General features: G+C 48.4%; 19 protein-coding genes. 18 read left to right on the top strand and 1 reads right to left on the bottom strand.

Annotated features, from left to right (window positions below; all coding sequences use genetic code 11):
- Positions 1-366 precede the first annotated feature (366 nt).
- The 8 genes from AS034_RS16980 (at position 367) to AS034_RS16945 (ending at position 11,743) form a co-directional block, all read left to right on the top strand.
- Positions 367-1,218, top strand: coding sequence for a 3-hydroxybutyryl-CoA dehydrogenase (locus AS034_RS16980; RefSeq protein ID WP_058299456.1), 852 nt, complete (start codon positions 367-369; stop codon positions 1,216-1,218).
- Positions 1,219-1,463: 245 nt separating this feature from the next.
- On the top strand, positions 1,464-2,600 hold the full coding sequence (locus tag AS034_RS16975) for an acyl-CoA dehydrogenase (protein WP_058299532.1): 1,137 nt from the start codon (positions 1,464-1,466) through the stop codon (positions 2,598-2,600).
- Positions 2,601-2,957: 357 nt separating this feature from the next.
- A complete protein-coding gene (locus AS034_RS16970; RefSeq protein WP_032086954.1) occupies positions 2,958-4,097 on the top strand; it encodes an acyl-CoA dehydrogenase in 1,140 nt (379 codons plus the stop codon).
- A gap of 122 nt (positions 4,098-4,219) precedes the next feature.
- A complete protein-coding gene (locus tag AS034_RS16965; protein ID WP_032086953.1) occupies positions 4,220-4,873 on the top strand; it encodes a TetR/AcrR family transcriptional regulator in 654 nt (217 codons plus the stop codon).
- On the top strand, positions 4,870-8,136 hold the full coding sequence (icmF, locus tag AS034_RS16960; protein WP_058299455.1) for a fused isobutyryl-CoA mutase/GTPase IcmF: 3,267 nt from the start codon (positions 4,870-4,872) through the stop codon (positions 8,134-8,136). Before AS034_RS16965 ends, icmF begins: the two co-directional genes overlap by 4 nt.
- A gap of 686 nt (positions 8,137-8,822) precedes the next feature.
- Positions 8,823-9,017, top strand: a complete 195-nt coding sequence (locus tag AS034_RS16955) for a hypothetical protein (RefSeq protein WP_032086951.1) — start codon at positions 8,823-8,825, stop codon at positions 9,015-9,017.
- Between the two features lie 161 nt (positions 9,018-9,178).
- Positions 9,179-9,754, top strand: coding sequence for a DNA-directed RNA polymerase subunit delta (gene rpoE, locus AS034_RS16950; protein WP_058299454.1), 576 nt, complete (start codon positions 9,179-9,181; stop codon positions 9,752-9,754).
- Positions 9,755-10,138: 384 nt separating this feature from the next.
- The gene (locus AS034_RS16945; RefSeq protein WP_058299453.1) at positions 10,139-11,743 is read left to right on the top strand and encodes a CTP synthase; all 1,605 of its coding nucleotides are present in this window, start codon (positions 10,139-10,141) and stop codon (positions 11,741-11,743) included.
- A gap of 464 nt (positions 11,744-12,207) precedes the next feature.
- Here AS034_RS16945 and AS034_RS16940 read toward each other — a convergent pair whose 3' ends face one another.
- Positions 12,208-12,729, bottom strand: a complete 522-nt coding sequence (locus AS034_RS16940) for a DUF2529 domain-containing protein (protein ID WP_058299452.1) — start codon at positions 12,727-12,729, stop codon at positions 12,208-12,210.
- Between the two features lie 348 nt (positions 12,730-13,077).
- Between AS034_RS16940 and AS034_RS16935 the strand changes: the two genes are divergently transcribed.
- The 10 genes from AS034_RS16935 to prfA all read left to right on the top strand — a co-directional run bounded on the left by AS034_RS16935 (position 13,078) and on the right by prfA (position 23,629).
- Positions 13,078-13,440, top strand: coding sequence for a response regulator (locus tag AS034_RS16935; protein WP_032086947.1), 363 nt, complete (start codon positions 13,078-13,080; stop codon positions 13,438-13,440).
- A gap of 179 nt (positions 13,441-13,619) precedes the next feature.
- On the top strand, positions 13,620-14,477 hold the full coding sequence (fdaB, locus tag AS034_RS16930; protein ID WP_058299451.1) for a class IIb fructose-bisphosphate aldolase FdaB: 858 nt from the start codon (positions 13,620-13,622) through the stop codon (positions 14,475-14,477).
- Between the two features lie 178 nt (positions 14,478-14,655).
- A complete protein-coding gene (gene fsa, locus AS034_RS16925) occupies positions 14,656-15,297 on the top strand; it encodes a fructose-6-phosphate aldolase (protein WP_058299450.1) in 642 nt (213 codons plus the stop codon).
- A gap of 176 nt (positions 15,298-15,473) precedes the next feature.
- The gene (locus AS034_RS16920; protein WP_032086944.1) at positions 15,474-16,757 is read left to right on the top strand and encodes a UDP-N-acetylglucosamine 1-carboxyvinyltransferase; all 1,284 of its coding nucleotides are present in this window, start codon (positions 15,474-15,476) and stop codon (positions 16,755-16,757) included.
- A gap of 216 nt (positions 16,758-16,973) precedes the next feature.
- Positions 16,974-17,936: a class II fructose-bisphosphatase gene (glpX, locus tag AS034_RS16915; RefSeq protein WP_032086943.1), complete on the top strand. Its 963-nt coding sequence runs from the start codon at positions 16,974-16,976 to the stop codon at positions 17,934-17,936.
- 600 nt (positions 17,937-18,536) lie between these two features.
- Positions 18,537-19,799: a transcription termination factor Rho gene (gene rho, locus AS034_RS16910; RefSeq protein ID WP_058299449.1), complete on the top strand. Its 1,263-nt coding sequence runs from the start codon at positions 18,537-18,539 to the stop codon at positions 19,797-19,799.
- A gap of 211 nt (positions 19,800-20,010) precedes the next feature.
- On the top strand, positions 20,011-20,223 hold the full coding sequence (rpmE, locus tag AS034_RS22455) for a 50S ribosomal protein L31 (RefSeq protein ID WP_071620406.1): 213 nt from the start codon (positions 20,011-20,013) through the stop codon (positions 20,221-20,223).
- Between the two features lie 560 nt (positions 20,224-20,783).
- A complete protein-coding gene (locus AS034_RS16900; RefSeq protein ID WP_058299447.1) occupies positions 20,784-21,395 on the top strand; it encodes a thymidine kinase in 612 nt (203 codons plus the stop codon).
- A gap of 203 nt (positions 21,396-21,598) precedes the next feature.
- Positions 21,599-22,063, top strand: coding sequence for a hypothetical protein (locus AS034_RS16895; protein WP_052011459.1), 465 nt, complete (start codon positions 21,599-21,601; stop codon positions 22,061-22,063).
- Between the two features lie 492 nt (positions 22,064-22,555).
- Positions 22,556-23,629: a peptide chain release factor 1 gene (gene prfA / locus AS034_RS16890; protein ID WP_032086939.1), complete on the top strand. Its 1,074-nt coding sequence runs from the start codon at positions 22,556-22,558 to the stop codon at positions 23,627-23,629.

The raw sequence follows: 23,629 nt of genomic DNA, 5'->3' as shown, positions 1-23,629 counted from the left end.
CACTCAAATGGACCCGGTACACCAAACCGGAATTTTTGATAAAACATTTATTGAAATATTACTAGTTCTAGCAGTTGGTTGGAGTGGAAGACGAAGACTCCTGCGGGAAGAGTAGCTGATGTGAGACCTGTCTAGCTTCAAGGCTTAGAGGCACATGTCATAAGTCAAACCGACCAAGAAGGCAAAGAACGCCTTCGTGGCCGATTCGCCTTATGCCACCCGCCTCTGACCAAAGCCTTTCCGCTTTTCTTCCCGCAGGAACGAAGTGACGAGGAGGCTCACGGGCTACCCGCGGAAAGCGAAGTCTTCCACGGAAACCAACTGCGGTATAGAGAGACCATTTTTCAAACAAAGGGGAGAAACAAAATGAACATAAAAAAAGTCATGGTCATCGGAGCCGGTCAAATGGGCTCGGGGATTGCCCAGGTATGTGCGCAGGCAGGATTTGACGTTTTCCTGAACGACCTCAAAGAAGAATTCGTCCAAAAAGGGATCGGCGTCATCACAAAAAACCTTTTCCGTTCGGTGGACAAAGGCCGTATGAGTGAAGACGAGAAAGCGGCAGCGCTGAACAGGCTGACGGCTTCCACGGATCTCAACGATGCCAAAGGCGTGGATATCGTGATCGAAGCAGCAGTTGAGAATATGGAGATCAAAACAAAAATCTTCGCTCAGCTTGATGAAATTGCTCCCGAGCATGCGATCCTTGCGACCAATACTTCTTCACTCCCGATAACGGAGATTGCAGCGGCGACGAATCGTCCCCAACAGGTGATCGGGATGCACTTCATGAACCCGGTACCGGTGATGAAGCTTGTTGAGATCATCCGCGGGCTTGCGACGACGGATGAGGTGTATCAGGCGATCGAGGATATGACGAAGTCACTGAGCAAAGTGCCGGTAGAAGTGGAAGACTTTCCGGGGTTCGTTTCAAACCGTATCCTGATGCCGATGATCAACGAAGCGGTCTACACGCTGTATGAAGGGGTGGCAAGCAAGGAAGCGATCGACGAGGTGATGAAGCTCGGCATGAATCATCCGATGGGGCCGCTGACGCTAGCCGACTTTATCGGACTCGACACTTGCCTGTACATCATGGAAACACTCCACGAAGGCTTCGGGGACGACAAATACCGTCCATGCCCGCTGCTCAGAAAATATGTCAAAGCAGGCTGGCTAGGTAAAAAGACAGGAAGAGGATTTTACTCTTACGAATAAGTGGATGTCGCATAAGGATTTCGTTAAAGCCGATTGATGATATTACCACTAAGTTGATTGAAGCGGAAGGCATTTGACTCCGACGGGATAAAGAGGAAAAGTCGAGACCCCGCAGGCGGGACGCCGAGGAGGCTCGACTTCCTCCCCGCGGAAAGCAAATGCCTGCAGCGGAAATCAACGGCCTTGTTGAAAGGGCCATGAGAAAGATCCTTGTAGTGCATGCGAACATCCGGGAGGGGACAATCATGAATTTACGATTCACGGAAGAACAGCAGATGATGCGCAAGATGGTGCGCGATTTTGCAGAAACAGAGATACAGCCTTTCGTTGAGAAAATGGAAGAGGGGCATTTTCCACGGGAGATTTTAAATAAAATGGCAGAGATTGGCCTGATGGGGATCACGATCCCTGAAAAGTACGGCGGCTCAGAGATGGATTTCACATCCTACATCATAGCGATTCACGAGCTGTCAAAAGTAAGCGCCACCATCGGGGTGATCCTGTCCGTCCACACTTCGGTCGGGACGAATCCGATCCTCTACTTTGGAAATGAGGAACAGAAGCAGAAGTACCTTCCGAAGCTTGCTTCAGGTGAATATTTAGGGGCATTCTGTCTGACGGAACCGAGTGCGGGGTCGGACGCGAAGAGCTTGAAGTCAAAAGCGGAAAAACGCGGCGATCACTATATCCTGAACGGTTCGAAGGTTTTCATCACGAACGGGGGCGAGGCGGATACATATATCGTGTTCGCCGTAACCGATCAGACGAAGGGAAGCCGCGGGGTATCGGCGTTCATCGTCGAAAAAGGTACACCCGGCCTGATCATCGGGAAAGACGAACACAAAATGGGGCTGCACGGTTCAAGAACTGTACAGCTGACATTTGAAGATATGAAAGTGCCTGTTGAAAACCTCCTTGGCGAGGAAGGGGAAGGCTTCAAGATCGCGATGGCGAACCTGGATGTCGGCCGCATCGGAATCGCAGCACAGGCCCTGGGGATCGCTGAAGGAGCGTTCGATTACGCAACGGCTTATGCAAAAGAACGCGTCCAGTTCGGCAAACCGATCGCCGCCCAGCAGGGTATCGGATTCAAGCTCGCCGACATGGCAACCGCGGTCGAAGGGGCAAAGCTTTTGGTCTACAGAGCGGCTGACCTCCGCGGGCAGGGCATCTCCTGCGGAAAAGAAGCCTCCATGGCCAAACTCTTCGCCTCAAAAACAGCCGTCGACGTCACAACCGAAGCCATCCAGGTATACGGAGGCTACGGCTACACGAAGGAATATCCAGTAGAGAGACTATTCCGCGATGCAAAAGTGACCGAAATCTACGAAGGCACCAGCGAGATTCAGAGAATGGTCATAGGGAAAAACTTATTGGTTTAAGAGGTTTTAAAGGAAATTGAATGGATGAAGCTTGAGCTTGTAAGTTGGGCAGTTCCAGCGTTGGTTGGAGTGCAAGACGAAGACTCCTGCGGGAGAAGTGGCCAATGTGAGACGTGTCCAGCTCCGGGGCTTAGAGGCACATGTCATAAGTCAAACCGTCCAAGAAGGCAAAGAACGCCTTCGTGGCCGTTTCGCCTTATGCCACCCCCCTCTGAACAAAGCCCCTCTGCTTTTCTTCCCGGAGGCGAAGCCGAGGAGGCTCACGGGTCACCCGCGGAAAGCGAAGTCTTGCACGGAAACCATAAGCGGTGGTTAATCTGTCCAAAATAGATTCCAACAAAGATGGGAGAAAAAATCATGAAATTTACATTATCTGAAGAACATGAAATGATTCGCAAGATGGTGCGCGATTTTGCGCGCAACGAGGTTGCTCCTACTGCCGCGGAACGCGACGAGGAAGAACGCTTCGATATGGATATCTTCAAAAAAATGGCGGAGCTCGGCTTGACCGGTATTCCTTGGCCGGAAGAGTACGGCGGGATCGGAAGCGACTATCTTGCTTACTGTATCGCAGTCGAGGAGCTTTCAAGAGTGTGTGCTTCTACGGGTGTAACGTTATCCGCCCACACTTCACTGGCAGGCTGGCCGGTATACAAATTCGGTACGGAAGAGCAGAAGCAGAAGTATCTCCGTCCGATGGCACAGGGTGAGAAAATCGGTGCGTACGGCTTGACTGAGCCGGGTTCGGGTTCCGATGCAGGCGGCATGAAAACGACTGCGCGCCTTGAAGGAGATCACTACGTTTTAAACGGATCTAAAATTTTCATCACAAACGGCGGAATCGCAGATACGTACATCGTATTTGCATTGACGGATCCATCGTCGCGCCAGCGCGGAACGAGTGCTTTCATTGTGGAGAAGGACTTCGAAGGATTCTCTGTCGGTAAAAAAGAGAAAAAGCTCGGCATCCGTTCATCTCCAACGACTGAAATCGTGTTCGAAGAGTGCAAGGTGCCGAAGGAAAATCTTCTCGGGAAAGAAGGGGAAGGCTTCAAGATTGCAATGATGACGCTTGACGGCGGACGTAACGGGATTGCTGCACAGGCTGTCGGGATCGCTCAGGGTGCGCTTGATGCGTCGGTCGACTATGCGAAGGAACGTGAGCAGTTCGGGAAGCCGATCGCTGCGAACCAGGGTATTTCTTTTAAAATTGCAGACATGGCGACATCCATCGAAGCTTCCCGTCTATTAACCTATCAGGCGGCTTGGCTTGAGTCTGAAGGACTTCCATACGGCAAAGAATCGGCGATGTCGAAACTGATGGCCGGGGATACGGCGATGAAGGTGACGACAGAAGCAGTCCAGATCTTCGGCGGTTACGGCTACACGAAGGATTATCCTGTCGAGCGCTATATGCGTGATGCGAAGATCACTCAGATCTATGAAGGAACGCAGGAAATCCAGCGCCTTGTCATTTCAAGGATGGTAACGAAGTAAGAAAGCGGTAAAAGGTTTAAAGGGGTATGTTTACCATATATATCCGCCTGACTCGTTGGGGGATGAAGCAGGCGGAGAACAACAGGGACAATGGGAGAATGAAATAAAGGCGGTCGGTAGAAGTGGAGAACAAAAGGGAAGTGCATGCTTCTGTCAAAGATGAACGTTTGGTGGAGAAAAGGCGCGATCAGATGATCCGGGGAGCCGTCTCTCTTTTTAAACAGAAGGGGTTTCACCGCACCACGACAAGGGAGATTGCCAAGGCCGCCGGGTTCAGCATCGGCACGCTTTATGAGTATATACGGACAAAGGAAGATGTATTGTATCTGGTCTGTGACAGCATTTATGAACAGGTTCGGCTGGAACTTGAGGAGCTGGATACGGATGAGGGGACGGTTGACGGCTTGAAGGTCGGCATCGCCCATTATTTTCAGGTGATGGACAGGATGCAGGACGAGGTCCTCGTCATGTATCAGGAGGCGAAGTCGCTTTCGAAGGACGCTTTGCCTTACGTCCTCCGGAAAGAGCTTGAAATGGTCGCGATGGTCGAGAAGCTGATCGTGCGCTGTGTCGAGACGGGGGAGCTCGAACTTGATGAGCACCAGATCCACATGCTCGCGCAGAATGTATTCGTCCAGGGGCAGATGTGGGGATTCCGCCGCTGGGCGCTTCAGAAGAGGTATTCGCTCCAGGAATACATCGATCTGCAGGTCGAACTGCTTTTTTCAGGAATCACGGGTTTTGAAAAACAAAGGAGAACAGGGGGAGTAGTATGAGCACGGTTGAAGTATACAAACCAAAGCACCATGTCCGATTCGTGACGGCGTCGAGCCTATTCGACGGACATGATGCATCGATCAACATAATGAGACGGATTATCCAGGCGAGCGGTTCAGAGGTCATTCACTTAGGTCATAACCGCTCCGTGGAAGAAGTTGTGAACGCTGCGATCCAGGAAGACGTACAGGGGATTGCGATTTCCTCCTATCAGGGCGGACACGTCGAATATTTTAAATACATGTATGATCTGCTGAACGAAAGAGGGGCTTCCCATATCCGCATTTACGGCGGGGGCGGCGGGGTCATCATCCCGCGCGAAATCAAGGAGCTTCATGAATACGGGATCGCCCGCATCTTCTCGCCGGAAGACGGCCGTCAGCACGGTCTGCAGGGGATGATCAACCAGATGATCGAGGAATGCGACTTCCCGACGATCAAAGACAGCGTCAACTCGGAAGTTGAAAAGCTTTCGAGTGGCGACGTGAATGCCGTTTCGAAGCTGATCTCACTAGCTGAGTATCAGGTTGGGGCGAATGAAGAGGTGGCCGCGACAGCACAGACGGTTTTCTCTGAGATTAAGACTCTTGCGAAAAAGGTGCCGGTACTCGGGATCACCGGAACCGGGGGCGCAGGGAAAAGTTCACTGACAGATGAACTGATCCGCCGCTTCATCAACGAGCTTCCAGAGAAAAAGATTGCGATTCTATCAATCGATCCGACGAAGCAGAAGACGGGCGGCGCGCTGCTAGGTGACCGTATCCGCATGAATGCGATCTTCAATCCGCGCGTCTACATGCGCAGCCTTGCTACGCGCGGCTCGAAAACGGAGCTGTCGTTAGCGATCAAGGATGCGATCAATGTTGTGAAAGCGGCCGGTTACGATCTCGTTGTCGTCGAGACGAGCGGAATCGGGCAGGGGGATGCAGAGATTGCTGAAATCTGTGACATGTCCATGTATGTGATGACGAGTGAATTCGGTGCGCCATCACAGCTTGAAAAGATCGATATGATCGATTTTGCCGACCTGATCGTCATCAACAAATTCGAGCGCAAAGGTTCAGAAGACGCACGCCGTCAGGTCCAGAAGCAGTATCAGCGCAGCCACATGCTGTTCGATAAAGACCTTGATGAGATGCCGGTGTACGGCACGATTGCAAGCCAGTTCAATGACCCGGGAACGAATGCGCTATTCGCGGCGATCGTGGAAACAGTGAATGAAAAGATGAAGCTTGATTGGAAAACAAGCTTTGGGAAAAACGTCGATGTTGAAAAACAGAACGTGATCATTCCGAACAACCGTCGCTATTATTTAAGGGAAATCGCGGAGACCGTCCGCAATTATCATAAAAAAGCGGAAGAGCAAGTGAATCTTGCACGCCGCCTATTCCAGCTCGAAGGTGCGATGGAAGCACTTAGTGAAAGAGAACAGAACGATGAAGTCCTTACTTCACTCAACACGTTGAAAGAAGAAGTGGAAAACAAGCTGACAGCGGAATCCAAGGATATTTTGGCTAAATGGGAAAACCTCAAGGATACGTACAGCAAGGACCAGTTCGTCACGAAGATCCGCGACAAGGAAATCGTCACCGAGCTTACTACAAAGAGTTTGTCGGGGCTGAATATTCCTAAAGTGGCCCTGCCTAAGTACAAGGATTACGGGGAGATCCTGAAATGGGTCTACAGGGAAAACGTACCGGGTTCATTCCCGTATACGGCCGGCGTGTTTCCTTTTAAACGAAAAGGGGAAGATCCGAAGCGCCAGTTCGCAGGCGAAGGGACTCCGGAACGTACGAACCGCCGTTTCCATTACCTGTCGAAGGACGATGATGCGAAGCGCCTGAGTACGGCGTTCGACTCTGTTACACTGTATGGTGAAGATCCTGATTACCGTCCGGACATCTACGGAAAAGTCGGCGAGAGCGGCGTCAGCATCTGTACGCTTGATGACATGAAGAAGCTGTATGCAGGCTTCGATCTATGTGCGCCTTCAACATCCGTGTCGATGACGATCAACGGTCCGGCACCGATCATCCTTGCGATGTACATGAACACGGCGATCGACCAGCAGATCCGCGCCAAGGAAGAAGAGCTTGGCCGCGTGCTGACAGTCGAAGAGTATGTAGAAGTGAAGGAACAGACGCTCCAGGTTGTCCGCGGAACGGTTCAGGCCGATATTTTAAAAGAAGATCAGGGCCAGAACACATGCATCTTCTCGACTGAGTTCGCGCTTCGCATGATGGGTGATATCCAGCAGTACTTCATCGATCATAAAGTGAGAAACTACTATTCTGTCTCGATTTCCGGCTACCACATCGCGGAAGCGGGAGCCAATCCGATTTCGCAGCTTGCGTTCACGCTCGCCAACGGCTTCACTTACGTCGAGTACTATTTGAGCCGCGGAATGGATATCAATAAGTTCGCGCCGAACCTGTCGTTCTTCTTCTCGAACGGACTCGATCCTGAATATACGGTGATCGGCCGCGTTGCCCGCCGAATCTGGTCGACGGTCATGAGGGATAAGTACGGTGCGGATGAGCGCAGCCAGAAGCTGAAGTATCACATCCAGACGTCCGGCCGCTCGCTGCATGCGCAGGAGATCGATTTCAACGATATTCGTACAACGCTTCAGGCACTGATGGCCCTTCAGGATAACTGTAACTCGCTTCACACGAATGCCTATGATGAAGCGATCACGACGCCGACGGAAGAATCCGTCCGCCGTGCGATGGCGATTCAGATGATCATCACGAAAGAACACGGTCTTTCTAAAAATGAAAATCCGCTTCAAGGGTCTTTCATCGTGGAAGAATTGACGGATCTCGTTGAAGAAATGGTGCTCACTGAGTTTGACCGCCTGAATGACCGCGGCGGTGTGCTCGGTTCCATGGAAACCCAGTATCAGCGCGGCAAGATCCAGGAAGAATCAATGTACTATGAAATGAAGAAACATAACGGCGAACTTCCGATTGTCGGCGTGAACACGTATCTGAACCCGAATCCTCCATCAGAGGAACAGATGGACAGCATGGAACTGGCGCGTGCGACGAAGGAAGAAAAAGAAACACAAATCAAGAACCTGCGCGACTTCCAGGCGAGAAACGAAAGTGATATCGATGAAGCACTTCAGCGTCTGAAAAAAGCGGCAGTAGACGGAGGCAACATCTTCGAAGAACTGATGGAAACCGTCAAAATCGCAAGCCTCGGGCAGATCACAAGAGCCCTGTACGAAGTCGGAGGCCAATACCGCCGGAATATGTAATAGAAAAAGAGAAGACTGCTGTCGTTTTGGACGGCAGTCTTTTCTTCATTTTTTAATGCAAGACCCCAGACAGGAAAGTAATTGACTGTAAAACTATCGTCATTTTTACATATCGATGTCTAGGACGGGAAGGTAATACGTGAAACGGATACTAACCAAAGTATAGATTTTATCTTCGTACCGTGTTCTTACCCTCTGTTCCATCAAGAAAAGAAGGATCAAGACAAACTAGAATAAATTACAGTCCATTTATTTAGGCTTAAGTTGTGTAAACTTATTCATATTCAAAACCGGTTACAGCGGTTGATTGTAGTGCAAAACGTAGACTCCTGCGGGAAAAGCGTGTTAGGTGAGACCCCGCAGGCGAAGCCGAGGAGGCTCACCAACCGCCCGCGGAAAGCGAAGTTTTGCACGGAAATCATTAGCGTGATGCATGGAATCAAACTGAGTTAAGAAGGCTAGAAGGAGCTTCTTGATTTTTAAGATTACCTGACGGGTCACCGGCGGAAAGCGAAGTCTTCCACGGAAACCAACTGCGTGGTTTAAAATCCAATAAAACTGTCCACACTGAATATACAGAAAAGTGACAATTCTTTACCGTATCGTAATAGTAGAACGCATCGTTTTGCTATATAATGGGTATTGGATAATTAGACTTTTAGACGACTTATACTGGATGTGAAATTGTGAGGACATTTATACGCTATATGCTCATTGCGGCCGGTATCTACGCTGCTGCCCTTCTTTACCACTTTCGGCTTGGGGCCATCCCGTTCCTTCTGCTCTCCTTCTACTTTTTCTATGAAGCGTACAAGGTGATCAGATATGATGTGAAGCGGGAAAGGGAAGAGGAAAGCAGCCTTCTGAATTCACAAAAATAAAAAATTGATAGAAATGCCAGATAAAGATAGCATAAAGTCTCTTCAATTGTTTATAATGGGTAATATGCTTAAAATGATAATGGCAGGATTGTGCCATTTTTTATCGAATGCTTTAACGGCTCTCCAAGCAGAGTGTGAAATAGAGAAAGGAAGTGCGTAACGTGAGTCTAAAACAGTTATCGAAGGAAGAATTGCGCCAAACATCTTTTATTGAATTGGCACACGAAATCATGACAGACAAGAAGCAGGCTGTGACGTTCCAGGAAGTGCTGAACGAAATTAAGAGTTTACTTGAAATCTCTGAATCAGAGGTTAAAAGCCGCATGGTTCAATTTTATACTGACCTTAACATCGACGGCCGTTTCATTGCGCTCGGCGAAAACCGCTGGGGGCTTCGCGAATGGTATCCGGTAGATCAAATTGAAGAGGAAACCGTCCCTACGATGAAATCTACCAAAAAGAAAAAGGCGAAGAAGAAAGTCGAAGAAGACCTTGATCTTGACGAGTTCGATGATCTTGATGATGAGGATCTCGATGAAGATCTGGATTATGACGATCTTGATGACACGGAAGATGATGAAGATCTGACGGATGATGACGATGATGAGGACATCGATGAAGATCTGGATGTCGATGACGATGAAGAAGAGTTGGAAATCGATGAGTTCGACGAACTAGATGATGAAGACGACGAAGAAGAAGAAACGGATGATGAAGAAGAGGACGAAAATCTTTAATTTTTCAGTGAATTAGGAAGATTTAACCCACCCTATTCTATGCTTGACTTCTTTCTTTGAGGAATGTAGTATTTTATTTGGGCTCCTTAAAAAAGGACGGATAGAGTATTCAAACGCTCCCCTTGCCATTCGGCGAGTGGGGCGTTTTTTATTTTTTACGGGCCGGAACCTGCACGGGATGCAGTCCGGCCGGGACTTCTCTTCCCCCTACAACTCACATTCATTTAGAAATAAGAGGCTGTCTTTTAGCAGATTTTTGACCATGAAGTTTTTTAGAAGGAATGGACTTCTCCTTCTTTGAACAAGATAACTTCATGACAAGGATACATAGGAGACACCCTCTACTTTTTTTGAACCAAATCATATTAAAAGGGGGACATATACATGACTAAGTATATATTCGTAACAGGCGGCGTTGTGTCGTCACTTGGAAAAGGGATCACAGCAGCGTCCCTTGGAAGACTATTAAAAAACCGCGGGGTTTCGGTGACAATCCAGAAATTCGATCCATACATCAACGTGGACCCGGGAACGATGAGCCCGTATCAGCACGGTGAAGTATTCGTGACGGATGACGGTGCGGAAACGGATCTTGACTTAGGTCACTATGAGCGTTTCGTCGACATCAACCTGACAAAATACAGCTCCGTGACGACTGGGAAAATCTATTCCACCGTTCTGAAAAAAGAGCGTCGCGGCGACTATCTTGGCGGAACGGTCCAGGTCATCCCGCATATCACAAATGAAATCAAGGAACGCGTCTACCGCGCAGGCCGCGAAACCAATTCGGATGTTGTCATCACAGAAATCGGCGGAACGGTAGGGGACATCGAATCTCTTCCATTCCTTGAAGCGATCCGTCAGATCAAAAGTGATGTAGGCCGCGACAATGTGATGTACATCCACTGTACATTGGTGCCTTACATCAAAGCTGCCGGCGAAATGAAAACAAAGCCGACCCAGCACAGTGTCAAAGAGCTTCGCAGCCTCGGGATTCAGCCGAATGTCATCGTCGTACGTACAGAAATGCCGATGACACAGGATATGAAAGATAAAATTGCGCTGTTCTGCGATATCGATAAAAATGCCGTCATCGAAGCAATGGATGCAGACACTCTTTACTCGATTCCGCTGTCCCTTCAGGATCAGAAGCTGGATGAGATCACTTGCCAGCACCTGAAATTGAACTGCCGTGAAGCCGATATGACCGAGTGGAACGAACTCGTTTCCCGCGTGACGAATCTGTCCCGCAAAACGAAGATCGCCCTCGTCGGAAAATATGTCGAGCTTCAGGATGCTTACATCTCAGTGGTGGAAGCCCTTCGTCATGCCGGCTATCAATTCGACAGCGACATCGAAGTGAAGTGGCTGAACTCAGAACTTGTGGATGCAGAAAATGTTGCCGAGAAACTTGGCGACGTCGACGGGATCCTTGTGCCTGGCGGCTTCGGTGACCGCGGAGTCGAAGGTAAGATCGCTGCGACTCAATATGCGCGTGAAAACAAAGTGCCTTTCCTTGGAATCTGCCTCGGCATGCAGCTAGCATCCGTTGAATATGCACGCAACGTGCTTGGTCTTGATGGCGCTCACTCTGCTGAATTGAACCCTGACACGCCGTACCCGGTCATCGATCTTCTTCCTGAACAAAAGGACATCGAAGATCTTGGCGGAACCCTTCGCCTCGGTTTATATCCATGTAAACTGACGAAAGGTTCAAAAGCATACGCAGCATACGACGGCGAAGTGGTATACGAACGTCACCGCCACCGCTTCGAATTCAACAATCACTACCGTGAGCAAATGGAAGACGCAGGCTTCATCTTCTCCGGTACAAGCCCTGACGGACGCCTTGTGGAGATCATCGAACTCGAAGATCACCCATGGTTTGTGGCATCCCAATTCCACCCGGAATTCACATCACGCCCGACACGTCCGCAGCCGCTGTTCCGCGACTTTGTTGAAGCAAGTCTTGCGTTTGGTGAGAAGTAATATTTAGGTTTAGGGCCGCTCTCCTGGTTTGGGGGGCGGTTTTTTTGTGTGTTGGTGAATACGGCGAGGGGAGCTATACATGAGTGTAAAGGTTTGTTGAGGAGGGTGTGTCGAATATTGTCGTTAAATCAGTAGTTCGCCCTTATATTTGATATTTCGCCCATAAAATCGAGATTGCGCCCTTAAAATGATATTATCGCCCATAAAGATGTTTAATTCGCCCATGAAAAATATGATACCCTTTTATAGGCTATAGGACTGCCGGTATTCCTCCTATCACCGTGTTGGAAATTCGACAGTTCGAGCATAACGAGGGAGTTTTCGAGCGCAAATAACCGAATTCCGAGCACAAAGGGGCTGTGTTCGAGCACAAATAACCGGATTTCGAGCTAAAACTGAAATCTCGAACTAAAAGAAGCCCGCCCTTCGATGCGTTAAAGCATCGCGGGACGGGCTTTCAACTATTATTCATATTCCTCAAGCATCTCCCGGATCACAAACCCGAGCGCAAAATAAATGTAGAGCGCGGCCATGCTTGTCGGCATGCACACCCGCTCGCCGATTTCCTCGCCTGGAAGCATCCCTTTAATCACTTTGGTATCGAGGTGAAGGTCGGCAAGTCCTGCAAGTCTTTCATCCTCTGCGACAAGACCGGATATTCCCACGAACGGCACTCCTTCATCCGCCAGACCGCGCGCAAATCGGACCGCTTCCTCATCCGATGACAAACGGGTCACTACAAGGACACGGTCCGCATCCGTCAGCATGGTCGACTCCTCATATTTTTTAACAGAAGGGAGGCGTTCAGCACCATAGAGTGCTTCTGCCGTCACCGCTTCCATCTCACCGAATGCCTTGATATAAATCGAGCCTTCTCCTACAGCCGCCTGAGCTAAAAGCCTCGCCGCATCCTCGATTTCAAACTCCTGCTTTTCAGATATACGTTTAAACAGACCCGATAACTGGGTCGTGAACATTTTGATCATCTTTCCACTCCTCCATTTGTCGAACATTAGCCTTCGACAATCTTTGCTGTATCGCTTATTATAAAGGAAAATGTACGCAAGTAAAATAATGGAGTATAAGCAGGAATTTTCACCGGAAAAAGAGAAGTACTAGAAGTGGGAAATGAGTAGATACGTTAAAGTAAATGTAAACCTGATTTGAAGTGCTGAAGCGGTTGATTTCCGTGCAAGCGCCCTGCGTAAAGCGGAGGCTTGCACGGAAATCAAAGAGGAGTATGACAGGGAAACGAGACAACAGACCGTCAAAGTCGGTTGGTTTTAATGTTCTTAAGCAAAAATCGGATTCTATTTAAAAAGGGGATAAGCCGTATGAATGAAAAGATTCTAATTGTAGATGATCAGTTCGGTATTCGAATTCTATTAAATGAAGTCCTGCAAAAGGAAGGCTATCAAACCTTCCAGGCGGCGAATGGCGTTCAGGCACTTGAAATCGCTGATAAGCATTCCCCTGATCTTGTCCTTCTGGATATGAAGATTCCCGGCATGGACGGAATCGAAATCCTGAAGAGAATGAAGAAGAAGAATCAGGATATCCGCGTCATCATCATGACCGCCTACGGGGAACTGGATATGATCCAGGAAGCGAAGGATCTGGGTGCATTGACGCATTTCGCGAAGCCGTTCGATATCGATGACATCAGACAGGCAGTAAGGCAGTACATTCCGGTTTGACCCAGAATTTAGAATAGTGAAAATAGTAGTATTTTTTACAAATGGCCTCATCAGTTGGTAAAATCATTTATGTTTTGGTATGATACAAGTGAAATTGTTAACAATGTTAATCAGTGTGAACACACTTCCATTATCGTTACCAAAAATGGCGCACTGACTGAATAAAAGGAGGAAAAACAATGCCTTTAGTTTCAATGAAAGACATGCTTATCCAAGCAAAAGAAAACAGCTATGCTGTTGGTCAATTCAACTTGAACAACCTTGAGTTCACTCAAGCGATCCTTCAAGCTGCTGAAGAAGAGAAATCACCTGTCATCCTTGGTGTCTCTGAAGGTGCAGCCCGTTACATGAGCGGTTTCAAAACAGTTGTAAAAATGGTGGAAGGTCTTATGGAAGACTTGAACATCACAGTACCTGTTGCGATCCACCTTGACCACGGTTCAAGCTATGATAAATGTAAAGAAGCAATCGATGCTGGTTTCACATCAGTCATGATCGACGCTTCTCACGGTCCTTTCGAAGAGAACATCGAAACCACTTCAAAAGTGGTTGAATATGCTCACTCTAAAGGTGTTTCTGTTGAAGCCGAGCTTGGTACTGTCGGCGGACAGGAAGATGACGTTGTTGCTGACGGCGTAATCTATGCTGACCCTAAAGAGTGCCAGGAAATGGTTGAACGCACTGGAATCGACACACTTGCTCCTGCACTTGGTTCAGTACACGGTCCTTACAAAGGCGAACCAAACCTTGGATTCAAAGAAATGGAAGAAATCGGAGCTGCTACAGGAGTACCACTAGTACTTCACGGCGGTACTGGTATCCCGACAAAAGATATCCAAAAAGCGATTTCTTACGGAACAGCTAAAATCAACGTAAATACTGAAAACCAAATCGCTTCTGCTAAAAAAGTACGCGAAGTACTTGCTGCAGATTCTGAAGTGTACGATCCACGTAAATACATGGGTCCTGCACGTGAAGCAATCAAAGCGACTGTTATCGGTAAAATGCGTGAATTCGGTTCTTCTAACCAAGCGTAAGCGGATAGAGGTAATGTCTGGAAAGTGACTGGAAACAGATTAGATCTTTTCAGGCGTGGTAGAAAAAGAATGAAGCAGTTGGAGAGGACTGGCACCAGGGAAGGTATTGCCTTTTTGGGTCAGTCCTCTCCGTTCATTATAAAAAGATTGAAAATTTTGTCGAAAAGGGGTAGGAGACTTGAAATTTTTCATCGATACAGCAAACATGGACGAAATCAGAGAAGCCTATGAATGGGGAATCGTGTCAGGAGTGACGACAAATCCTTCACTTGTGGCAAAAGAAAAAGGCGTCACATTCGAAGACCGCCTGAAGGAAATAACTGAGCTCGTACCGGGTTCGGTCAGTGCAGAAGTCATTGCGACAGACGCGGAAAGCATGATCAAAGAAGGGCGAGAGCTTGCTAAAATCGCTCCGAACATCACGATCAAGCTTCCGATGACTCCGGACGGCTTGACTGCTGCATCCACTTTTTCAAAAGAAGGGATCAAAACCAATGTCACGCTGATCTTCAGTGCGAATCAGGCGCTGCTTGCAGCACGTGCCGGTGCGACTTATGTGTCACCTTTCCTTGGAAGACTGGATGACATCGGACATGACGGTCTTGAGCTCGTTTCAAAGATCGCTGAAATCTTCGCGATCCACGGTCTTGAAACGGAAATCATCGCCGCATCGACACGCCACCCGCAGCATATCACCGAAGCTGCACTGAGAGGCGCGCATATTGCGACCGTCCCTCTTAAGGTTTTGAAGCAGTTATTCAACCACCCTCTTACGGATAAAGGGATCGAAGCATTCCTAAATGACTGGAATAACCGATAAACACAGGTCAAATGGACCAGTGAGAATAAAACCGAAAATCCTATACATGTTTTGACGAAATATGTATAAACTAGTAGACAATAACACTTCTTAGATCGTCTTCATATGGAAAAATAATCCTTTTTGTCCGGTTGCTGGGTTGAAGCAGCCACCGGGACAGTGGAAGGGAGATAAAAATGGAAAAGCTTAAGATTGCAGGTGGATATCCACTTGAAGGTACCATTAAAGTCAGTGGTGCAAAAAATAGCGCAGTCGCATTGATCCCGGCAACGATCCTTGCCGACTCGCCGGTAACGATCGAAGGACTGCCTGATATATCAGACGTCCGTACACTGCAGGATTTGCTTGAAGAAATCGGCGGAACGGTCAGTTTCGAAGATGGAGAAATGAGTGTGGACCCAAGCACGATGGTATCCATGCCGCTTCCCAGCGGAAAAGTGAAAAAGCTCCGCGCATCCTACTATCTGATGGGTGCGATGCTCGGCCGCTTCAAGAAAGCCGTCATCGGCCTTCCTGGCGGTTGTCATCTCGGCCCTCGTCCGATTGATCAGCATATCAAGGGATTCGAAGCACTTGGTGCCGAAGTGACGAATGAACAGGGTGCGATCTATCTTCGTGCCGATGAACTGAAGGGCGCGCGTATTTATCTTGATGTCGTCAGTGTAGGCGCTACCATCAACATCATGCTTGCCGCCGTCCGTGCCAAAGGACGTACGATCATCGAGAATGCGGCGAAAGAGCCTGAAATCATTGATGTTGCGACACTTCTCAGCAATATGGGAGCAAAGATCAAAGGAGCCGGAACGGACGTGATCCGCATCGATGGAGTCGACGAGCTTCACGGCTGCAGGCACACGATCATCCCCGACCGAATCGAAGCGGGTACGTTTATGATCCTTGCGGCGGCTGCAGGTAAAGGCGTCCTGATCGACAATGTCATTCCGTTACATATGGAATCAGTTATTGCGAAGCTACGCGAAATGGGCGTCCCGGTGGAAGCGAATGATGACCAGATCTTTATCGGAAAAGCGGACAAGCTAAAATCCGTCGATATCAAAACACTGGTTTATCCAGGCTTCCCGACCGATCTTCAGCAGCCGTTCACGGCGCTATTGAATCGAGCGGAAGGCTCTGCTGTCGTGACCGATACGATTTATTCCGCGCGTTTCAAGCATATCGATGAACTGAGACGCATGAATGCCACGATTAAAGTGGAAGGGCGTTCAGCCATCATCAACGGGCCTGTCCAGCTTCAGGGAGCGAAAGTAAAAGCAAGCGACCTCCGTGCAGGAGCGGCCCTTGTGATCGCCGGCCTGATGGCAGAGGGAGTCACCGAAGTCACCGGCCTTGAGCACATCGACCGCGGATACAGCGATTTGGTCGAGAAGCTTGAAGGACTCGGTGCGACAATCTGGCGCGAAAAAATGACGGCGGAAGAACTGGAACAATTAAAATCATAATCATGATTTGAAATAATTCTCAGCATTGAGAAGGATTGGACCCGCTTTTTTTGAAAAAATGTCTCTCTGAACCGATTAATGTGTTACAATAAATCTGTTAATATGTTATACAATTTAAATTTATTGTAGATAATGTTCCTTTCCATACGCTGCGGGCGCGCATGAGACCGGCAGTGGAAGGGACTCACACTAAAGGGAATTCGGGAGGCTGTATACATGGAAAGAAGTTTATCAATGGAACTGGTTCGTGTAACGGAAGGAGCGGCGCTTGCATCAGCGAGATGGATGGGCCGCGGCAAGAAGGATGAAGCGGATGATGCCGCTACTTCTGCCATGAGAGACGTTTTCGATACTGTACCGATGAAAGGAACTGTCGTGATCGGTGAAGGGGAAATGGACGAGGCACCGATGCTTTACATCGGCGAAAAGCTAGGAACGGGCTACGGCCCCCGCGTCGACGTGGCGGTGGATCCCCTTGAAGGGACGAACATCGTGGCATCCGGCGGCTGGAACGCGCTTGCGGTCCTTGCGGTTGCCGATCACGGGAACCTGTTGAACGCACCGGATATGTATATGGATAAAATTGCGGTTGGACCGGAAGCTGTCGGCAAAATCGACATCAATGCTTCCGTCATCGATAACCTGAAAGCAGTGGCCAAGGCGAAGAACAAGGATATTGAAGACGTCGTGGCTACGGTGCTGAACCGTGAGCGCCACGAGCACATCATCCAGCAGCTCCGAGAAGCGGGTGCCCGCATCAAGCTGATCAATGACGGAGATGTTGCCGGTGCGATGAACACAGCATTTGACCACACGGGAGTCGATATCTTATTCGGATCCGGCGGTGCCCCTGAAGGTGTCCTTGCCGCAGTGGCCCTTAAGTGCCTTGGCGGAGAGATCCAAGGGAAGCTTCTCCCTCAGAACGATGCCGAGCTTCAGCGCTGCATCAGCATGGGGCTTGATGTAGACAAAGTACTGCGCATGGAAGACCTCGTCTGCGGAGACGATGCCATCTTCGCCGCAACCGGCGTAACCGACGGCGAACTCCTGAGAGGCGTCCAGCTGAAAGGCACACACGGACTCACCCACTCCATCGTCATGCGTGCCAAATCCGGAACCGTCCGCTTCATCGACGGCCGCCACAGCCTTCAGAAAAAGCCGAACTTGGTTATTAGATAAAGTAGTAAGTTTTGGTGGGGAAGTGCTGCATTCTGAGCGTAACTTTGAATGATACTTTCCAGCGGTTGATTGGAGTGGAAGACGCAGACTCCTGCGGGAATAGTAGCTAATGTGAGACCCCGCAGGCGAAGCCGAGGAGGCTCACGGGCTACCCGCGGAAAGCGAAGTCTTCCACGGAAATCATTAGCGGCATTACAGCACCATACAAAAATAAAAGAGAAATCTTCAAAAAGATAGAGGGGAAGGTTCAGCCTTCCTCCTCACCATCTTATCACCCACACCTACCCTTCAAAGGTGACGCTGCCTTCCTATTTTCTCAAACACAAAACAATTCACCGAAAAAGCAAAAAGTCATGAACAGTTATCAACAGATGAAAAGGGTACCTTGCGCTTTTTCAGTAAGTATGGTTAAAATAGATAAGGTTTTTTCTTCAGCATTCTCTTTTAAATGCTTCAACTATATTTCTTCATTTTATTTACAGGGTCATTTTACATAGATTGTTTTGTCCTCACGAAGGGTAAACAAAGCAACATGCAAATCCCCTAAACTCAATTCACTTAATCAAAGCAGCAATCAAACTAATAAAGCGTGGTGTCATAATGGAAGAGTTAACAATCTCCAGCTTAGAGAACATGAAGCTGAAAGAGCTTTATGAGCTGGCTAAACGATACAAAGTTTCTTATTATAGTAAATTAACAAAAAAAGAATTAATCTTCGCGATCCTGAAAGTAAGGGCGGAGCAGGAAGGCTTCTTCTTCATGGAAGGTGTCCTTGAAATCATCCAATCTGAAGGATTCGGATTCCTGCGCCCAATCAATTATTCCCCAAGCTCTGAGGATATCTATATCTCTGCGTCGCAGATCCGCCGCTTCGACCTTCGTAACGGGGACAAAGTATCCGGTAAGGTACGCCCTCCGAAAGAAAACGAACGTTACTTCGGACTTCTGCATGTGGAAATGGTCAACGGCGAAGAGCCTGAAGCAGCGAAGGAACGCGTTCACTTCCCTGCCCTGACGCCTTTATATCCTGACCGTCAAATCACATTGGAAACAACACCGAACAGGATTTCAACACGGATCATGGATCTCATGGCACCCGTCGGTTTCGGCCAGCGCGGTCTGATCGTGGCACCGCCTAAAGCCGGTAAGACGATGCTTTTAAAAGAGATTGCGAATTCGATCACGACGAATAATCCTGAAGCGGAATTGATCATCCTCCTGATTGATGAACGTCCTGAAGAAGTGACCGACATCGAACGTTCAGTGGATGCGGAAGTCGTTTCTTCTACATTTGACGAAGTTCCTGAAAACCACATCAAAGTGGCCGAGCTCGTCCTTGAACGTGCGATGCGTCTTGTGGAGCACAAGCGTGACGTCGTCATCCTGATGGACAGCATCACCCGTCTGGCGCGTGCATACAATCTTGTCATCCCGCCAAGCGGACGTACATTGTCCGGGGGTATCGACCCGGCTGCATTCCACCGTCCGAAGCGATTCTTCGGTGCGGCTCGTAATATCGAAGAAGGCGGAAGCTTGACGGTACTTGCTACGGCACTGGTTGACACCGGTTCACGTATGGATGACGTCATTTATGAAGAATTCAAGGGGACGGGTAACATGGAACTTCACCTTGACCGTTCACTTGCCGAACGCCGTATCTTCCCTGCGATCGACATCCGCCGCTCCGGTACGCGTAAAGAAGAGCTTCTTATCCCGCAGGAGCACTTGGACAAACTGTGGGCGATCAGAAAGGCGATGTCCGATCAGCCTGATTTCGCAGAAAAGCTTATGCGCAAGCTGAAGCAGTCGAAGACGAATCACGAGTTTTTCGAAGTGTTGACAGAAGAAGCCAAGAAGCGTTAATCTATTGTTCGGGACGATTTTAAAGCCTGGCGTTTTCCAATTTATTAGGTTGCAAAAACGGCATGTCCTTGTTATAATATAATCAATGTGTTTTTAAAAATGGATGCGGTAAGGGGCTGGCTATTACTACCATGCTTATGCTCATATCGCATATATCTTCGTAATAAATTACTCTGTTTCAGATGATTCAGGGCGGAAGGAGATGAAAGTAATGAAATCAGGAATTCATCCTAAGTACAACACAATCAAAGTTAGTTGTGCATGCGGTAACGAATTTGAAACTGGTTCTGTAGCAGAAGAAATGCGCGTTGAGGTATGTTCTGAATGCCATCCATTCTACACAGGCCGTCAGAAATTCGCTGACGCTGGTGGACGTGTTGACCGTTTCAACAAAAAATACGGTCTTAAACAAAAACAACAATAATGAAGAACCAGAAGATGAGGGACGCCAATTCCGTTTATATGCCCAGCATATAGGTGGGAAAGGCTCCCGCAGTCTTCTCTTCACTGCATAAAAACAGGCAAGGAAATTCTGCTTGCCTGTTTTTTATTACGTAAAGACACAATCGAGGCGGTTTTTTTATAAGAGCTGAGCCTCTTTTTTTCTGTCAAATTCACATTCAAAGAGCATTTTTTCCGTACATAAAGGAATGCTTTATACTAATAGACAATCAGCGGCAGATGTCCTTTTTTGTCAGAATTCAGTCAGGGATTGTGTTTACTGAAAATTGCGAAAAGGGCGGCTGAGGGACCGCTTTTTAAATAAGATACTACTGCCTAAACTTGCCGATCTATATGATTTGGATCCAGCGGTTGATTGGAGTGCAAGACGAAGACTCCTGCGGGAAGAGTAGCTTATGTGAGACCCCGCAGGCTTGCCGGGAGGCTCACGAGCTACCCGCGGAAAGCGAAGTCTTGCACGGAAATCAGTAGCGGTTTTAGCAGGATTTTTAAAATGAGGGGTTAGAAAGGAGAGGCGCTTTCGTGTATGTCATGAAGCAAACCGGTTGGGTGGAAGTCATCTGCGGCAGCATGTTCTCTGGCAAGTCAGAAGAACTGATCCGCCGAGTAAGACGCACTCAATTTGCAAAGCAGGAAATTGCTGTGTATAAGCCAAAATTAGATAATCGCTACAGCGATGAATCGGTCGTATCCCACAATGGTACCTCGGTCATTGCAAAGGCAGTCGAGGGATCGGCAGTCATCCTTGAGGATCTGAATCCGAAGGTGGACGTCATCGCGATAGACGAAGTCCAATTTTTTGACGAGGGCATAGTCGACGTCGTACAAAAGCTTGCGAACAGCGGATACCGTGTGATCATTGCGGGACTCGATCAGGATTTCCGCGGCGAGCCATTCGGCCCGATGCCGGCGCTCATGTCCATTGCGGAACAAGTGACCAAGCTCCAGGCCGTCTGTGCCGTCTGCGGCTCTCCGGCGAGCAGGACCCAGCGCCTGATCAACGGCGAACCGGCAGGCTACGACGATCCAATCATCCTTGTCGGCGCATCCGAAGCCTACGAACCAAGATGCCGCCATCATCATGAGGTCCCAAAGGGCCTCAGCGTAACACCTGATATGGTGAAGGAATTATAATATAGTATTTGATTTTAATGAACCCGCTATCCTTTTTGGATGGCGGTTTTTCATATTTAAGGACCTGAGAAAGGCCCGTCCCGCTGTTGATTAATGCGTTGCAGTGGTGAGGGACGGGCGTTGGTATGGGTGTGCATCAGCCAAATTTCACCTTGTATAAGCACCTTCCTGAAGGAAAAAGTAACTACAGGAGGTGTTTTTGCATGATGAAAAGAATGATGCTTGCCCTGCTGTTCACGGTGATCTTTATCATCGCCACTGCTTGCGGCGTGAATCAGGAGTCCGAGTATGGTGCTCACAACGATAACGGCGGTGCGAAATTCATCGACAACCGCAAGCCTAAAATGGACAATCAGGACAATCCGCAAAACGTGGACAAAGGTGAGAGGATGAATCAAAACCCAAACCTGCCGAACCTGACGAATAATCCGAAGAATACATCGACGACAATGGGCCTATATGAAGATAAAGCAAGGGAAGTCGTAAGGGAATACTCATCTTTCAAGCCTGATGAAGTCTGGATCAACGGCGAACAAATGTGGGTCACCGCCCATACAAAAAAAGACATGAGCTCCGAGCAAACGGCGCAGGAAGAAGCAAAACTAAAGAAAAAACTTCAAAAAGCAATTCCCCGGTACGACGTAAATGTCAAAATTACCGAAAGATAAACAATCATATCAAGGCGAGTGGAAGATGGATTCTGCTTGCCTTTTTGTGGTTAAAAGAGCAGTGGAACTCAACTGATGATTGTATGAGAAGATCAGCTAGAGAATGAAAATAATTCAGTTCACCTATATTAGTTATATGTGCTAATCCAGCAGTTGTTGGAGGGTAAATTCACATTCAAATTTTTATCTTAAAAAATGCTTGCTCAATTATTAGTTGATTCCAGCAGTTGATTGTAGTGGAAGACGAAGACTCCTGCGGGAAGAGTAGCTAATGTGAGACCCCGCAGGGAGGTACGACCGAGGAGGCTCACGGGCTACCCGCGGAAAGCGAAGTCTTCCACGGAAATCAACTGCGGTATAAAATGTTCCTCCTTCATTTCCGGGAAATGATTTTACATAAAGCAAACATCAGCTGCCGCCGAACCTTCTTGTTTTTACCCACCCCATATAATATAATTAGACTGTTATGGATTAAAATTGAGGTGAATAGCTGTGTACGATCGTTTACAAGCAGTGGAAGATCGCTATGATAAGTTAAATGAACTACTAAGTGATCCTGAAATTGTGAATGACCCAAAGAAGCTAAGAGAATATTCAAAAGAGCAGTCAGATATCCAGGCGACGGTGGAAGCATACCGCGAATATAAAGACATCAGCCAGCAGTTCAAAGACGCAAAAGCGATGCTGGATGAAAAGATGGATGCTGACATGCGTGAAATGGTTAAAGAAGAAGTATCCGAGCTTGAAGAGCAGATTCATGCACTGGAAGAGCGTTTGAAAATATTATTGATTCCGAAAGACCCTAATGACGACAAGAACGTGATCATGGAGGTCCGCGGTGCAGCCGGTGGAGACGAAGCAGCACTATTTGCGGGCGATCTGTATCGCATGTACAGCCGCTATGCCGAATCCCAAGGCTGGAAGATCGAAGTGATGGAAGCGACATCAACGGGTGTAGGCGGTTATAAAGAGATCATCTTCATGATCACAGGTAACGGCGCCTATTCAAAAATGAAATACGAGAACGGCGCACACCGCGTGCAGCGTGTTCCTGAAACAGAGTCGGGCGGTCGTATCCATACGTCAACGGCAACGGTTGCATGTCTTCCGGAAGCGGAAGAAGTGGAAGTCGATATCCACGAAAAAGATATCCGTGTCGATACGTTTGCGTCAAGCGGACCAGGAGGACAGTCGGTTAATACGACGATGTCCGCTGTACGTCTGACTCACATGCCGACCGGCGTTGTGGTTTCCTGTCAGGATGAAAAATCCCAGATAAAGAACAAAGAGAAAGCGATGAAAGTTTTGCGTGCCCGCGTATATGATAAATTCCAACGTGAAGTTCAGGCTGAATACGATGCAAATCGTAAATCTGCCGTAGGGACGGGTGACCGTTCCGAGCGTATCCGTACGTACAACTTCCCGCAAAACCGCGTGACCGACCACCGTATCGGCCTGACGATCCAGAAGCTTGACCAGATCCTTGAAGGAAAAATGGATGAAGTCATCGATGCACTGATCATCGAAGACCAGTCCAAGCTCCTTGAAAGAATGGAAGAAGTATAA

This window comes from [Bacillus] enclensis (assembly GCF_001456935.1).
GTDB classification, from domain to species: domain Bacteria; phylum Bacillota; class Bacilli; order Bacillales; family Bacillaceae_B; genus Rossellomorea; species Rossellomorea enclensis.
The sequence above is the reverse complement of the archived record's forward strand: the minus strand, read 5'-3'. Positions and strand labels throughout refer to the sequence as shown.